The following is a 16,013-nucleotide window of genomic DNA, read 5'->3' as shown; positions in this document are numbered from 1 at the left end:
GTTATTCGTCCAGTTTACTATCTTAAACCTGTTGCAACAACATCTCTATAATAAATTAAAGGAGCATCCATGAAGATGCCCCCTGTTTAAATCCCTTTATTCAGGTTTTTTGAAATAACCAATATGAACAGCATAATCAATCAACTTCTTAAAGAACTGCTCGTCAGCTGAAGCACACTTCACATCAGAATTCAAAAGGTATTCTACCGTTTGCGGACATGTGTAACGATAAATGGAGTTTTTCGCTCCATCTCCTTCCAATTGTGCCATGGCTAGTTCTAAGCCAGTTTGATCTTTAGACTCTTTCGGGTCCAGAAGCCATGTCTGATACGCTTTCCAATCCAAAAGTGCAATCTCATAGCCATACGCTTTGAAATACCCAACCATGTCTTCATAAGAGATCGCAACTGGATTACAAATATGAAATACACGTCCAACCGTTTCTTCCTGAAGTGCTAGAGCGGTTATTGAATCTCCTGCATAGTTAATCGGTGTGATGTCAACTTCCCAGCGTACTTTAGGTGCTTTCTTCAGAAGAAGCATCGCTTTTAGCATCCGATAAAATGCATTATTATCAATATTTTTCTGGAATAACCCATTGCCTGAATGACAAGAAAGGTTACCCACTCGATAAACGGTTGCCGCAACACCCGCTTCTTCGCCTGCTTTGATGACCAGCTTCTCCGCTTTCAGTTTACTGTTCGTGTAGACGTTCTCGACATAAGCAGCATCATAACCGGTACCTGCAATAACTGAATCCCACTGACCGTTTAAAGCCAAATCTTCCGGAATACCTAGCGTCGAAATGAAATGGAATCGCATATGAGGTTTATTCTTGGTGAATGCAAGTAATCGATTCGTGCTGTCCACGTTCACTCTAGCAAAATGTTCAGATTCTCCAAAGTGCTTCACATCTGCCCCACAGTGAATTATAGAATCGATACTCTTCTCAACCAATGTAAGAACTTCATTCGTTAAACCGAGATTCTCTTTCTCTAGATCGCCTTCAATTGCAATAACTCGGTTCTGCATGAGTTGCTTTACATTTTCTCCAAAGTATCCGAACATCGTCTGCTCCAGCCGTTCATAGGCTTCTTGAATCTCAGATGGCCGAACAAGACAGTAAATAGTAGCTTTTGACTGCTGCAAAACTGAATAAAGCAAGTGCGAACCGAGATAACCTGTGCCACCCGTCAGGAGTATATGATCTTGTGTATATACTGGACGCGTTCCATGATCTCTAATAGGGAATTGAAGTGGATATTCTGAGAGATCCTGAATTGGAAGATTTGCATCCGCCATAGGATCAACCTGATCCTCTTCTCGTGCTAATTCTTCTATTCTCTCTGATAATTTTGCAATTGTTGGATATACGAAGAAATCATTGATTTTCAACTGCGGGTAACTTGGTTTAAGGATCACCAGTATCTCCAGTATTTTCAGTGAATACCCACCGATTTCGAAGAAGTCATCGTGTATGCTGATTTTTTTCTGGCTGAGTGCTTTTTCCCAAGCTGCACTAACTTCTCTCTGTAGATCATTAACAGGAGGTTCATAGTGAGAATCATCAACCGAAGCAGATAGTTCAAACGTTCCTAGCTTCTTACGGTCAATTTTACCCGTTGGGGATGCAGGCATTTCTTCAACAAAGTTAATATATTTAGGAACCATGTAACTTGGAACCTTTTTGCTTAGAAATTGTACTAGATCCTTAGAAGGGACCGGCATACCATCGTTTGAGGTATAGAAAGCTGCGAGCATTTTCGTTCCATCACTCTCAATTACCGGAATGACTGCAATATCTTTGACTCCTTCATGTTTTGCTAAATTGTCCTCGATCTCACCTATTTCAATACGGAATCCTCTAATTTTAACCTGCGAATCTATTCTTCCTTTATACTCTACCTGCCCGCTCGGTAATAACCGAACTAAGTCACCGGAGCGATAAAACTTCTTACCGGAATTCGGTGTAATCGGATCTGTTATGAACACTTCTTTCGTCTTTTCAGGGTGATTCAAGTAGCCCTTTCCTACACCAACAGAACTTATAAGAAGTTCACCTGTTACACAAGTTGGACAAAGACCATTATTCTCGTCCACAATATATAATTCATAATTCGCTAGTGGCGTCCCGATGTAAACCGTGGCAAGATCGTCAGGTACAGGATAATCTACGATATGAGTCGTTGCTACTGCGGTAATTTCCGTAGGTCCATATACATTTACGATAGGTACTTGTAATCTTTTCTGAAACAAACGAACGGTCTCACCTGATAATGCTTCTCCCCCTACAGCCACGCTCTTAATGTTACGGTATTTGTAAGACGCATCTTCTGGTAAATAAGCAGCTAATTGTCTGAAGAATACACCAGGCAAGAATGCAATACGAGTAGCGTTCGTATCGACAACCGTCTGTGTGAATGAATCGATAGAGAAACGCTCTTCATCGGATAATAAGTGCAATCTTGAACCACTGAAAAGTGATGCAAACAAATCATATACCGATGCATCAAAGCTAAAGGTTGAATATTGGAGAATATAATCATCCTCCGTCAATTTAACATCGAGTTGCGTAGCCATTGCAAGGTTCACGACGCCTTGTTGACCGATTAAAGCACCCTTAGGTCTGCCTGTAGATCCGGAAGTATAAATGACATAGGCTAGTGCATCTTCTTCTACATGTACGCCACATGGTTCTTCCGAGTACTCCAAGCTTCCGTCGAGACTAACAAGCTCGGGTTTCTTGTCAAAATCAACGAGCCATTCTTCTAGTTTAGGTATCAAAGCTTCCTGTGTAAGGATAATCGTAGATTGTGTATCCTCGATGATATAAGCATTTCTATCATTCGGATGTGATGGATCGACGGGAACATAAGCCCCACCAGCCTTCATAATACCAAGCAAGCTTACGATCGTGTTCAGGTTTCTCTCCATGAAGATCGATACGAACTGACCTTTGCGAAGCCCTTTGGATACTAGCATATTAGCAATTTTGTTAGATTGACGATCGAGTTGTTCATAGCTCAGTTGTTCCTGAGCAGCAGAAAGCGCAATATGATTAGGGAATTTTGCAACGACCGACTCAAACATCGCTGGAATGGATGCATTTGTCGGAAGCTCTTTATAAGTATCATTTAGTGACGCATAGGCAGCTAAGTCTTCCTTAATGAGCATTGACAAACTGTTGATTGCAGAATCCATATGATTCAAAGTCGCTTTTACGATATTTTGAAAATGCTTGCCAAACTTCTGGATTGTCTCTTCTTTAAATAGATGGCGAGCATAAGTTACATGCACAGCAGTTTCTTTGCTATCTGTTTTGATCGACCAATTCAACCAACTCTGCTTATGACTATGATCGTCACCATAGATCGTATGAAAGTGAGCAGGCTGCTCTGTCATGTGCTCAACGTCCTGTAATGTCAGATCACTCTCTTGTAACCCTTCAAATTTTGACCATACCTGTTCATAGACTTGCTTGAAAGTATCCGTACCACTTATTGTGATACGCATGGGTAGAAGGTTACCCTTCTTATTGTAAACTCCGATTAATAGATCCTTGTCTTGTGTCATTCTATATAGGAACACGATATAACTAGTCAGCATCCATGCATCATTATCATATCGCTCACGGAAGATTTTTGTTTTCGTAAATTCGATATCCAAGCGCATCGTTGTACGATGCATATCTCTTTTTGTTAGGTGCGCTGTTCCATCGGTGTACAAGTTAAACCCTGGAAAAGGAAGTTGAAGCTCCTTTACCCAGTAGTCTTTATCTAATTTTGTTATGGTCATGATATTCATAGAAGCTAAATCCCTCATTCTTTTCATTTATGGTTACACGCGTAGTTTATCAACCAAAGTTTCGAGTCTTCCTGATACTTGTTTCATCTGCTCAGCTGAATCAAAGATTTTGGCAAATGAGGCTTGCTGCTTCTCCGTACTATTTCGAATTTCATCGGAGACATTAGAGTTTCGTTCTGCCAACACAGCGAGCTGTTCAATCGAAGCCGTTATTTGTTCGGTCTCGGCAACCATTTCCTGTGTCGCTGCAGATACCTCTTGAATTTGACTCGTTACCGAGTCAGTTGCGATATACATTCCTTTAAATAAAGCACCTGTTTCTTTGACGACTTCGATTCCTTTGACAACATTTCTCTCGCCTTCACTTATGGCCTGCATGGCATATGCAGTCTCATCTTGAATGTAGTGGATTAATTCAATGATTTGATCAGCTGAATTTCTAGATTCCTCTGACAGTTTCTTAACCTCATCGGCTACAACTGCAAATCCACGTCCATGCTCACCCGCTCTCGCTGCCTCAATACTAGCATTGAGAGATAACAGATTCGTTTGTGATGCAATCTCAGTGATAACTTGTACAATCTGTCCAATCTCTTGGGAACGATTTTGAAGTTTTTCAATGGTATTAACAGAGTTCTTCACCGAAGTATTAATCGAATTCATCTGCTCAATGACTTGCTCCACATTCTGATTTCCCCTCTCAGACTGCTCCTTCATCTGTAAAGAAATATCAGACAACTCTGATGTATTATCAGCGATGGTTGTAACACCCGAAGAAATCTCTTGCAATGAAATGACACTTTCTGAAATCGAAGTACTCTGCTTTGACACACTATCTGACATTTCCGCTATATTATTCGTTATAGTAGTTGAGTTATTATTGTTGGTCTCCACAGCCGAGAACAAGAACTGAGATTGCTCTGCAGACTGTTCTGATACTGACTTGATCGTTGTTACAAGTTCTTTAATCTGATTGACCATGGAATTAAATTTGGCATTCACTTGCCCAAGTTCGTCATCACTTGTTTTCAACTGCACAGTAAAGTCACCTGTACTGAGCTTTTCTAAAGCCCCCATCAAATCCTTGATTGGAGCGAATGTCCGTTTGTTTGTTATATACTGACTTGCTAGTACGATGATCAGAGTAATTACCAGTGCTATCAAAGTATACGTAATGAGCTCCTGTTGACCATGGCCAATTAAGCTGGCATCTACGTCAATACCCATATAGGCGAAGATATTGCCACTCTTGTCCTGGAATGGATAAAGCACTGTAATCCAGGTTCCGAAGTCATCGCTATACGGTTTGGTAAAAGACATTTCTTTTGTCTTAAGCATTTCTCTGACCGTGTCAGCATGATTCTTCGGTTGCTCGTAAAATTCACCGAGATTCATATTTTCTTCGAGGAATAATTCCAAAAGTCCCGTTTTTAAAGCTATGATCGATGTTTTATTGCCATCTACAAGTTCTGGACCAAAAATATATCCTTGCTCAATACTTGGATGCGTTTCTGCTAATTCATCGAATGCTGCAGATATCTGCTTCTGAATCGAGGAATTAGGATCCTTATTCAATTTCGCAGCCATAGCATCCTCTGCTGAAATATTTCCAGCGAATGCTTCCATCGTTCTTCCTGAATCCACTTGAAGCTGCTCAGTTAGCACATTACCTTGAATATAAAAGCTCGAACCGATTACAATCGCACCCGTGATAATAATATAAAAACTAGTTAATAACATATTTCTTGTAACGATGCTAAGATTCTTAAACCGCCACTTTTTAGCAGTTTGGATAAACTTGTTCATTCTGGGTGTCTCTCCTTTATTTATCTCTTATGTATCTACATTTATCTCTTATGTATCTACTAACTCTCTTTTAACTGATTTTGATTTCTCATTGTTTTCTGAAGTATTAATCGTTCACCGATCCTCATTCCCACTTATACGCTTTGTTTCTACTTTCTAAGGCGTACACTCTCTCAATTCTTAAGAACGAGAGGCATTAAAATAAAACCTAAAGATAATAAACTCGAGGTTTGTTTGCTTGTTTTGTGTACATGTAATTAATGAATAATGTTACGTCTTTAACCTCCTTCACATTTCAACATTCGACTGTTTAAAGAATTAATAGGTCATAATAACCATAATAATTCTTACGTACTATTTATAATCGGTCACGTACTTCTATTTTTTAATACTTTAGATCATTCTTTTCTAGTTCTCTCTAGCAGTGAATGCAAAAAAGCCACCGCGCACATCCTTGGATTGTGCCAAGTGACTTTATGAACTGCTTACTTAGGATAGATTTTGTTCAATAAGATAATCATCCAAAATGGTATGAATAACATATAGTGCTTCGTCGGTGACTACTTGATCTGTTCTTCTATTCCCTTCATATGTAATTAAAGCTTTCCATAAAGCCCATCCTCTTGCTCTATTCCAGGCCTCTTCGTTCATATGTAACGCTTGCTTGAATACAGCACGGCTTGATTGGTCGAAAAATGTCCACGCCATTACCGCATCACAAGCTGGATCTCCAACACCTAATATTCCAAAATCAATGACCGCACATATCTTACCGTTGTTAACAAGTATATTTCCAGGCGCCACATCACCATGAACCCATAGTGGCTTAGAATCCCAAGTAGAAGCCAATGATAGTTCCCAAATTTCGTTCAATAGCTGTGCATCTAATACATCCTTATTGTGCTCAATAGCAGATCGTGTTTCTTCATCGTATACAGATAAAGATCCACCTCTATAAAAATTATGCGCTCCAGCCAAAGGCCCGTAAGTAGCATCAACCGATTGTAGCTCAATTAAAAAGTCACCTAAATCCTTAGCAAATCCCTTCATATCATTAATATTATTATGAGATAAAGTTTCACCAATCTCACACTCATCTTATCGCCTAGATGGAAAGTTCGATTATCATGTCCATTCGGGTGAACCGGCTTGATTTCTAGATGAGACCATTGTGGAAATTGCTCCTTTACTAATCTTCGAACTAAATCGACGGTAATATGGATCATCATGTATCACTCCGTAACATCGTTTATATATTAATTATAGGTAATCAACGATTTCCACTCTAGTACTACAGAATATAGAGTATACTATATAAAGTATGTTTAGAATTCAAATACAAGGCAGAAGAGGTTGAGAATGAGTCAGAAGCATTTTACAGATTATCATTTAAGTGAAGAAATTGTTAGAGCGTTAAGTAGTTTGGGTTATGAGACTCCGACCGAAGTTCAGATAAAGGTTATCCCTGTAGCACTAGAGAATAGCGATCTTGTAGCTAAATCTCAGACAGGTAGTGGCAAAACAGCAGCCTACGGGATCCCTCTTTGTGAACAAGTGGAGTGGAACGAGAACAAACCGCAAGCATTAATCCTAACACCTACCCGTGAACTTGCTCTTCAGGTCACAGAAGATATTACAAACATCGGACGCTTTAAACGGATCAAAGCTACAGCTCTGTATGGGAAGCATCCTTTTCATATACAAAAGGCAGAACTGAAACAAAGAACACATATCGTTGTTGGTACACCGGGACGTGTACTCGATCATATTGAACGAGGCACTCTTTCCCTAGAGAAAATAGCTTATCTTGTTATTGATGAGGCAGACGAAATGCTGAATATGGGCTTTATTGAGCAAGTCCAGTCCATTATTCAAGCACTTCCACGTGAAAGATCTACGATGCTATTCTCTGCTACCTTTCCTGAAGATGTTGCGAGACTTTCACGCAAATACATGAACAATCCTGTTGAAATTGAGATTAAAGCATCCGGGTTAACCACAGCTACGATAGAACACTCCATTGTTCAGGTGATGGAGCGTGACAAGTTCTCTCTTCTACAGAATCTTCTCATCGTAGAGAATCCTGAAAGCTGCATTATATTCTGTCGTACTCAGGAACATGTAGATTCATTATTCAGATCATTGGCGGACCTTGAATACCCGTGTGATCGTATACATGGCGGTATGGAGCAGGACGAACGATTTGAGGTGATGAATGCATTTAGAAGAGGACAATTCCGTTACCTGATAGCGACGGATGTTGCTGCTAGGGGCATCGATATCACCAACATAACCCATGTTATTAACTATGATATTCCGCTGGAGAAAGAAAGTTATGTTCATCGTACGGGACGTACAGGACGTGCTGGTAAGACAGGGAAAGCCATTACCTTTGTTACACCTAAAGATAGTCATCGACTAGGAGAAATCGAAGCATATATTGGATTTGAGATCCCTGTTATCAAAGCTCCCTCAGAAGAAGCAGTTGATATGCGTAGAGAAGATTTTGAGCAGAAGCTACTCGTTAGAACGGTATTAAAAAAAGATAAACGTGAACTATTAAATCAACAGATTACGAAACTCAACTTCAACGGTGGTAAGAAGAAAAAGCTTAGAGCTGTAGACTTTGTTGGAACCATTGCTAAGCTAGACGGAGTTACAGCAGATGATATCGGAATTATTACAATTCTTGATAATGTTACAGATGTAGAAATTCTTAATGGTAAAGGCCCACTGGTGCTGGGGCTAATGAAGGATACAACAGTTAAAGGCAAGCTTTTAAAAGTCCGTATAGGAAAGAAATAGAAATTTCTTTGAACAAAGAAAGCTAGAGAAAGAGTGCAGATCATGCACCTTTCTCTAGCTGTTTTTTTATGAAGCAGGTATGGTTAACTGAAATGTTGTGCCTTGGCCTTTTTCACTATGGACTTTAATAGAACCTTTCAATTTATTAATTGTACTATATACCATAAGCATACCTAGGCCTGTTCCTTCTTCTTTCGTAGAATAGTAGGGCTTACCTACACGCGACAACTCTTCTTTCGTCATCCCAACTCCCGTATCGCAGATACGAATGACGATATTACGCTTATTCTCCAAAATTTCGATGGATAAGGTTCCCCCTCCACATTCTTTCATCGCTTCAATTCCGTTTTTATATAAATTTATTAAGCATTGCTGCATTTGGTTCCGATCATAATACGTGTTTAATGAGTTATTGAAGGTAAACTCGACCTCTACATCATGTATGGAGGCATAGGGCATGATGATATTCTTGGTATATTCCAATTCGTCACTCATGTTCGAATATACCATATTCTCTGACTGAGGCTTTGCAAAAGACAAGTAATCACTGACGATTTTCTCAGCTCGCGTTAATTCTTGGAGGGATAACTCAATAAATCTTTTTTCACGATCGGTTAAAGAATTAGACTTATTTAATAGTTGAAGAAATCCATTCGTAACCGTAAGCGGATTTCTGATTTCATGGGATACACTGGCTGCAAGCTCACTGACAACATTTAATCTTTCCGATTGAATGATGCGCTCACGATTATTGAAATTCGTTATGATTCTCTCAACCAAAATCATAATGATCAGCATTGCACCAATGTTTGTTGTTATAGCATTTATTGCAATGAGCCAGAACTCTTGGTTCAGTTGCTTAATGATTAAACTTACAGCTAGGAGATAACATCCCATCGTAAGAAAGGATAGCACACATGCACTTAAGATACGATTTCTTGAATTTAAGCTCATAAACCTGTGATGATATAATGGTATTAATAGTAGTGCAACGGTTGAGAATAACAAGGAATGTATACTCCCATCTCCTCCGACATAGAAACGCAATACATTTAATACGACATACAAAGGAAAAACATATTTGTGTCCTCCGTAAAGTGACACGATGATGAATGGAATATATCTTAAATCAAATATAAATCCGGAATCTAAATGAATAGGCATGATCATACAAAGACTCATGGACACTACTGCTAGTAATACTATGATTTTTCTACAGTACGTATAGGGTCTATTTTCGAAAAAAATGATATAGATAACGACCGGCAATAACAGAACTAGAAAATTCAGAAGCAATGTCTCAAACACAGGGTGACTTCCTTTCGACAGGTGCTGTAAATTACGTATACATGACAATACTATGTCTCTAAATAGAGATTACACTAACCTAATGTCATATGTATAGATAATTATGTTAACGATTGAGTCTATTCAAAAAAACAAGGAAGCCACCCCTGTAGATAATAATCTTTAGAGATGGCCTGGGCCGTTATGTTAAATCGTTCCCGGAAGAAATGTTCAACAAATAATTGTAACATTTCATCAATTCTCGCGCTTCGGAATAATTCGCTTCAAATAAAAAGGTACCGTTATATTCGATCTCCACAAGTGCTCGGATCACTTCGGGCCAATGGATGACGCCCTCACCAGGTATCCAGTGCTTCTCATCCACGCCGTCATTGTCTGATATATGTAGCGTTGAAATTCGGTTCCCTAATTTACGAATAAAATCCTCAGGAGACTCGAGGAACAGATGATTCACATCACAACATACGCCGCATTCTGGTGAATCTGATATCAAAGTGAGAAGCTCCTTGCTGTCGTTTGCTAAACATGTACGAGGCAAACATTCTGCAGCTAATCGAACTCCCTTTGATATAGAAAATTCACTTAGCTCACGCAGTGATTCACGACAAGCATCTATACGCGCTTCTCGTTCCTCTGATGGTATCGGCTCAAAGCTTGGGTGAATGATTGCATGTTTCGGGTGCCATTCCGCTGCTATTTCAATTAGCTTGGCAATTGCATCTACAATCAATCTTCGTTGTGATACATCGATTGTAGATATATCCCACTCCTGACCGAATGGTATGTGTACTGACCAAAGTTCCAAACCGGATTTGCGTATTTGCTCAACGACCATTTCATATTCCTGCCGAACAGACTCAACCTCCCTCGGACTTTCGCATCTAAGCGTCAACTCCACACAATCTAGGCCAGCTGATTTCAAAACGGCTAGATCAATGCCTTCAGACACATCCCAATAAGTCCCTACCTTCCAATTAGCTGGGTCTGCATTTTCGCTATGATGAGTCATTGTATTGCCTCCTCTGTCAGTCCCCACTATACCTATTTACAGTTATGGGGTAATAATAAATTTCAATATCTGCATACATGTGTACTTGGATATCATTCGCCATTAGTCACGGAATACATTTTATACTTGCACAAAAAAATTTATTTTGTTAACATAACTGACGAACGTTCGTTAAATAATGAGGTGATACAAATCAAAAGTAAAGAAATAAAGGCTATCGCTTTGAAATATTTCACGACTCACGGGTATGAAGGGGCATCTCTGTCTCAGATTGCCGATGAGGTTGGTATGAAGAAGCAGTCCTTATATGCTCATTTCAAAGGAAAAGATGATCTCTTTCTTCAAGTGCTTCAAGACGCTAAAGAGACCGAACTTACATCGAAACTACAATATTTGAGCAAACTCGATATCCATAATCCAAAGGTGGATTTACTGGGATATCTTCAATTGGTCATCGACTTGTTTCAAAAAAACGAGCAGTTAAAGTTTTGGCTTCGAGTCTCCTTTTTCCCTCCTCAGCATCTTGCACACGCCATTGATAAAGAAATTATCGATACGGAAGAGAAAATCCAAACTGTGCTCGAAGGTAAATTTCAAGAATGGATTGATGCCAAAATTATCGTGGATGATGCGGCTATCATTCCTACACTCGCTTTCCTTGGTGTCGTTGATTCGATCATGCTCGAACTTGCCTATGGGAACGATGAACAACGTTTAAACGAAAAGTTAGTAGCCTCTTGGACTGTATTCTGGAGAGGTATTTCACAGCTATGATTCTACTGAGAGAGGTATTGCTTCATGAAGAAACCATTAAAAGAACAAAAGACAGTCTTACTTATTCTACTAAGTAATATATTTATTGTATTTCTAGGCGTTGGACTAATTGTGCCCGTTATGCCTTCCTTTAAGCATGTTATGCATTTATCTGGCCAAACGATGGGTTACCTTATGGCAAGCTTTGCATTCGCACAGCTGCTTATGTCTCCGATTGCTGGAAGATGGATCGACCAATTCGGCAGAAAAAAAATGATTGTCATTGGCTTATTCTTGTTCAGTGTCTCCGAGATGATTTTTGGTCTAGGAACACATGTATCCGTCCTGTACGCTTCCAGAATTCTGGGTGGTATTTCTGGTGCATTTATTATGCCTGGTGTAACTGCCTATGTTGCAGATATTACCTCACCCAAAGAAAGACCTAAAGCGATGGGCTATGTTTCCGCCGCGATCAGTATCGGTTTTATCATTGGTCCCGGAATCGGTGGCTTTATTGCCGAGTTAGGCATACGTGCACCGTTTTATTTTGCTGCAGGCTTTGCCTTCATAACCTGTATTTCGTCCCTATTTATATTAAAAGAACCACTTACCAAAGAGCAGCTATCCGAAATTAGTCACCTGAAAAAAGACAGCAGCTTTGTAACTGACCTGAAACGCTCCTTACATCCGATGTACATTATTGCATTTATCATTGTCTTCGTACTTGCCTTTGGTCTATCCGCGTATGAAACAGTATTTAGCATGTATTCTGATGATAAGTTTGGTTTCACTCCACGAGATATTGCTACCATTATTACCATTAGCTCAATCTTCGGGGTTGTTGCTCAGGTCTTCTTGTTTGGAAAAATGGTTGATAAACTCGGTGAGAAGAAACTCATCCAGATCTGTTTGATCTTTGGTGTCATATTTGCAGTAGCATCCACCATGATCTCTACCTATTTATCTGTATTGATCGTAACTAGTATTATCTTCCTTGCCTTTGATCTATTACGACCAGCCTTAACGACCTACCTATCTAAAACGGCTGAAAAAGAACAAGGATTTGTCGCTGGAATGAACTCAACATATACAAGCTTAGGTAATATCGCAGGTCCCGCTTTAGGTGGTATATTATTTGATGTAAATATTAATTATCCTTATCTTTTTGCTGCAATTATTATATTTATTGGTCTTGTCATCACTTTTGTGTGGAAAGAAAAACAAGTGGATAATAGCTTAGTTGGATAAAAAATATAGGCAGAAAGCAAAACCCGATGGCTGTTGTAGCCATCGGGTTTTGCTTTGATTATAAGAGCCCATCATTACTCTTGTTCAGTTAACGTGTATAATGGCACTTCCCGCTCCTCCTCCGGATGGCTAAGGGCATAGATTCGAGCTGTCTCCTTCTGCTCATTCACATGCTGAATATAGACCGGTGTCCCATCGCACAGCACATTTGCCATGACAGGTGATGATGCAATTTGTTGTGCCCTTTGAATGTTCAAGTTCTAGTCCTCCTTCTATACAGTGTTCGTCTTTACTATTCACCAGGGACATAAGGGATATGTATATCATGGTGTATTTATCAAATTCTTGTTATAATGCTTGATATAAATCCCCCTAATTATGTTAAAGGTGAACAAGATGAACTCATTTACTAGACTAACTAAATGTAAGCCCCCTATCCCGTAAATTCTTTCACTTTAATTGAGATTTAATTTTTTAGGGGGCAATAAAAGTGAAACGACAAAAAATCTCAACATTATCATTATTTTTATTAATTATTCTTGTAGGATTTCCACAAATAAGTGAAACGATATACACTCCTTCTTTACCGGATATCGCAAGCCAATTGCACGTAACTAGTAACAAGATTCAACTAACACTCAGTATCTATTTCCTAGGTTTCGCTCTAGGCGTTTTTTTCTGGGGAAGGCTTTCTGACCGGATCGGACGCCGTCCTGCATTGCTCTGGGGTATCTTCGTATATGGAATAGGAAGCTTGGGATGTTATCTATCTCATTCCGTTGAATGGCTGCTCGTTAGTCGTTGTATCCAGGCATTTGGTGCAAGCACCGGTTCAGTGGTTACGCAGACCATTCTGCGTGAGAGCGTTGACGGAGCGAAACGACATGCGATGTTTGCTCAAATATCAGCGGCTCTAGCCTTCACACCGGCAATTGGACCTTTAATTGGAGGCTGGGTAGATCAATCCCTTGGCTTTAGAGCAGTTTTCCTCATTCTAGTTATGATGAGCATCGGAATTTTCATTTACACGATGGTATCTTTACCCGAAACAAGAGTCTTTGTGAAATCACAGATTACCACAAGATCGATTGCTAAACGAATGCTTCATGACAGAAGAATTTGGGCATTTGGTTTTCTTATTGGAGCAACGAATGGAATATTGTTTAGTTACTATGCAGAAGCACCCTTCATTTTTATGGAGTTTTTTCATATGTCTCCGGGAGTATTTGGCTTTTTCGGTATTTTTGTAGCTTTAGCTTCCGTATTCGGTGCGATGTTATCCAAAAGAATGATCTCAACATTTAGAGCGGAGCAAATCATTCTAATTGGCTCTATGGTAACTGCTCTGGGCTCCTTATTTCTTACTGGTTTCACCCTTATTGGGATGAATTCATCTGTTCTCTCATTAGTTCTAATGGTAATATGCATCTTCATCCTGCTGCTAGGGATTGGAATGGCCATTCCCAACTGTCTAAGCTTAGCGCTTATCCATTATGGAGATGTGCTTGGGACAGCAGGTGCCATTCTTGGATTTTGCTACTATATTGTAGTGAGCTTGATTACGAGCGGGATGAGTTATCTTCATAACGGTTCATTGATCACCATGCCTCTGTACTTCTTCGTACTGTCTATAGCTATGGTATTGGTAAGCAACAAGATTATCGTTAATCAAAAAACAGGTTCATAACCTAACCATACAAAAAGCCGATTTTCTCGAAACAGAAAATCGGCTTTTTGCCTATAATAAAACAAATATTAGAATGAATGACGATCTTACTTCGCTTGAATATATCCTTCAGCTTTTAGAAGCTCTGCAATCAAGACAGCTCCACCCGCTGCACCACGCAGTGTATTGTGGGAAAGTCCAACAAATTTAAAATCATAAATTGAATCTTCACGTAATCTACCAACAGATACACCCATACCATTCTCGATATCACGATCTAATTTGGTCTGAGGTCTATTCTCTTCTTCGAAATAAGTGATGAACTGCTTTGGTGCACTTGGGAGATCAAGCTCTTGTGGTCTGCCCATAAATTCACGCCAGCGGCTAATAATTTCCTCTTTCGAAGGCTTGTTCTCAAATGATACAAATACTGTAGCTAGGTGACCATCGGTTACAGGTACTCGAATACACTGTGTTGTAATCAATGGAGCGCTTGCTTTAACGATCTCACCATCAACTACGCTACCCCAGATCCGAAGCGGCTCCTGCTCACTTTTCTCTTCTTCTCCACCAATATACGGGATGACATTGTCCAGCATTTCTGGCCAATCCGTAAAGTTCTTACCAGCACCTGAAATCGCTTGATACGTCGATGCAACTACTTTCGTTGGTTTGAAATCAAGTAATGCATGTAGTGCAGGAACATAACTTTGAATTGAGCAGTTCGGCTTAACGGCAATAAACCCTTTCGTCGTTCCCAGGCGTTTACGCTGTGCAGCGATGACTTCGATATGCTCTGGATTAATCTCTGGTGTTACCATGGGTACATCTGGTGTCCAGCGGTGTGCCGAGTTATTGGAGATAACCGGTGTTTCTGTTTTTGCATATGCTTCCTCTAATGCTTTGATTTCATCTTTCTTCATATCCACAGCACAGAAGATAAAGTCAACGCCTGCAGCTACCTCTTCCACATTTGAAGCATCCTGAACGATAATACTCTTTACATTTTCAGGAATCGGGTTAGGCATTTTCCAACGGCCCTTTACGGACTCTTCATATGTTTTGCCTGAGGAGTTCTTGCTTGCTGCAATCACAGTAACTTCAAACCATGGATGGCCATCCAATAACTGAACAAAACGCTGACCTACCATACCTGTACCACCAACAATACCAACTTTAAGCTTCTCTGACATTCGTTATTCAATCCTTTCGATTATGGCTCAAGCTATCCAAACATTAACCTTCATTCAATCCAGAGTCTGGGGAAGTTGATGAAATATGCTTCTTCTAGATAACTATTCAGGCCGATTTAAATGTGTGTTGTTTTCAATCATTTCGATATGTTTACTTAAGATGAAGCAATAAAAAAATCCCACCCCCAAGACCGCAGTCTTAGGGACGAGATTGTAATACTCGTGGTACCACCCCAAATTTGCTAATATGTCGCCATATTAGCCTCATCAAGTACGGCATTATCAAGAATGCATATACTTTAGCTCTGTAACAGGAGCTCCTGTCACACCATCCACTTGTAAAAACGTTTCCGATGTGCTGCTCAGAGGCTTTGTTCGATAAGGGACTCTTCACTCCTTCTCAACTACCGGAGCTCTCTGT

10 protein-coding genes, 1 pseudogene and 1 other annotated feature (1 of these 12 cut by a window edge) are annotated in these 16,013 nt (G+C 39.8%); of the genes and pseudogenes, 4 read left to right on the top strand and 7 right to left on the bottom strand.

Features of this window, described 5'->3' with window-relative positions:
• Window positions 1-96: 96 nt before the first annotated feature.
• The 3 genes and pseudogenes from AC3WJJ_RS00835 to AC3WJJ_RS00825 form a co-directional block, all read right to left on the bottom strand.
• Window positions 97-3,795, bottom strand: a complete 3,699-nt coding sequence (locus AC3WJJ_RS00835) for a non-ribosomal peptide synthetase family protein (RefSeq protein WP_492537145.1) — start codon at window positions 3,793-3,795, stop codon at window positions 97-99.
• A 42-nt stretch (window positions 3,796-3,837) separates the two neighbouring features.
• The gene (locus tag AC3WJJ_RS00830) at window positions 3,838-5,610 is read right to left on the bottom strand and encodes a methyl-accepting chemotaxis protein (RefSeq protein WP_492537143.1); all 1,773 of its coding nucleotides are present in this window, start codon (window positions 5,608-5,610) and stop codon (window positions 3,838-3,840) included.
• A gap of 489 nt (window positions 5,611-6,099) precedes the next feature.
• Window positions 6,100-6,836, bottom strand: a pseudogene (locus AC3WJJ_RS00825) (aminoglycoside phosphotransferase family protein).
• 133 nt (window positions 6,837-6,969) lie between these two features.
• Here AC3WJJ_RS00825 and AC3WJJ_RS00820 point away from each other — a divergent pair.
• Window positions 6,970-8,415 carry a DEAD/DEAH box helicase gene (locus AC3WJJ_RS00820; protein ID WP_492537141.1) on the top strand — a complete coding sequence of 482 codons (1,446 nt, stop codon included), beginning with the start codon at window positions 6,970-6,972 and terminating at the stop codon, window positions 8,413-8,415.
• A gap of 66 nt (window positions 8,416-8,481) precedes the next feature.
• Here the strand turns inward: AC3WJJ_RS00820 and AC3WJJ_RS00815 are convergent, their stop codons facing one another.
• The gene (locus AC3WJJ_RS00815; RefSeq protein ID WP_492537138.1) at window positions 8,482-9,723 is read right to left on the bottom strand and encodes an ATP-binding protein; all 1,242 of its coding nucleotides are present in this window, start codon (window positions 9,721-9,723) and stop codon (window positions 8,482-8,484) included.
• A gap of 181 nt (window positions 9,724-9,904) precedes the next feature.
• Window positions 9,905-10,732, bottom strand: coding sequence for a sugar phosphate isomerase/epimerase family protein (locus tag AC3WJJ_RS00810; RefSeq protein ID WP_492537136.1), 828 nt, complete (start codon window positions 10,730-10,732; stop codon window positions 9,905-9,907).
• A 126-nt stretch (window positions 10,733-10,858) separates the two neighbouring features.
• Here AC3WJJ_RS00810 and AC3WJJ_RS00805 point away from each other — a divergent pair, with 126 nt between their 5' ends.
• Window positions 10,859-11,506: a TetR/AcrR family transcriptional regulator gene (locus tag AC3WJJ_RS00805; RefSeq protein WP_492537134.1), complete on the top strand. Its 648-nt coding sequence runs from the start codon at window positions 10,859-10,861 to the stop codon at window positions 11,504-11,506.
• A 24-nt stretch (window positions 11,507-11,530) separates the two neighbouring features.
• Window positions 11,531-12,733, top strand: coding sequence for an MFS transporter (locus AC3WJJ_RS00800; protein WP_492537131.1), 1,203 nt, complete (start codon window positions 11,531-11,533; stop codon window positions 12,731-12,733).
• Window positions 12,734-12,807: 74 nt separating this feature from the next.
• Here AC3WJJ_RS00800 and AC3WJJ_RS00795 read toward each other — a convergent pair whose 3' ends face one another.
• Complete coding sequence (locus tag AC3WJJ_RS00795; RefSeq protein WP_492537130.1) at window positions 12,808-12,990, bottom strand: H-type small acid-soluble spore protein; 183 nt, start codon at window positions 12,988-12,990, stop codon at window positions 12,808-12,810.
• Window positions 12,991-13,223: 233 nt separating this feature from the next.
• On the opposite strand from AC3WJJ_RS00795, the gene AC3WJJ_RS00790 reads away from it, so the two are divergent.
• Window positions 13,224-14,420: a multidrug effflux MFS transporter gene (locus AC3WJJ_RS00790; protein WP_492537128.1), complete on the top strand. Its 1,197-nt coding sequence runs from the start codon at window positions 13,224-13,226 to the stop codon at window positions 14,418-14,420.
• Window positions 14,421-14,506: 86 nt separating this feature from the next.
• Here AC3WJJ_RS00790 and asd read toward each other — a convergent pair whose 3' ends face one another.
• Window positions 14,507-15,592, bottom strand: coding sequence for an aspartate-semialdehyde dehydrogenase (gene asd, locus AC3WJJ_RS00785; RefSeq protein WP_492537126.1), 1,086 nt, complete (start codon window positions 15,590-15,592; stop codon window positions 14,507-14,509).
• Between the two features lie 198 nt (window positions 15,593-15,790).
• Window positions 15,791-16,013, bottom strand: a binding site (T-box leader); it runs 41 nt beyond the window's last position.

The organism is Paenibacillus sp. FW507-14B1B (assembly GCF_058781425.1).
Note: the sequence above shows the minus strand (reverse complement) of the source record. Positions and strands in the feature narration are given on the sequence as shown.

Excerpts from the sequence above, each read along its gene's own strand:
- asd (WP_492537126.1), bottom strand. The coding sequence starts at position 15,592 with ATGTCAGAGAAGCTTAAAGTTGGTATTGTTGGTGGTACAGGTATGGTA.
- AC3WJJ_RS00820 (WP_492537141.1), top strand. The coding sequence starts at position 6,970 with ATGAGTCAGAAGCATTTTACAGATTATCATTTAAGTGAAGAAATTGTT.
- AC3WJJ_RS00830 (WP_492537143.1), bottom strand. The coding sequence starts at position 5,610 with ATGAACAAGTTTATCCAAACTGCTAAAAAGTGGCGGTTTAAGAATCTT.
- AC3WJJ_RS00800 (WP_492537131.1), top strand. The coding sequence starts at position 11,531 with ATGAAGAAACCATTAAAAGAACAAAAGACAGTCTTACTTATTCTACTA.
- AC3WJJ_RS00835 (WP_492537145.1), bottom strand. The coding sequence starts at position 3,795 with ATGACCATAACAAAATTAGATAAAGACTACTGGGTAAAGGAGCTTCAA.
- AC3WJJ_RS00810 (WP_492537136.1), bottom strand. The coding sequence starts at position 10,732 with ATGACTCATCATAGCGAAAATGCAGACCCAGCTAATTGGAAGGTAGGG.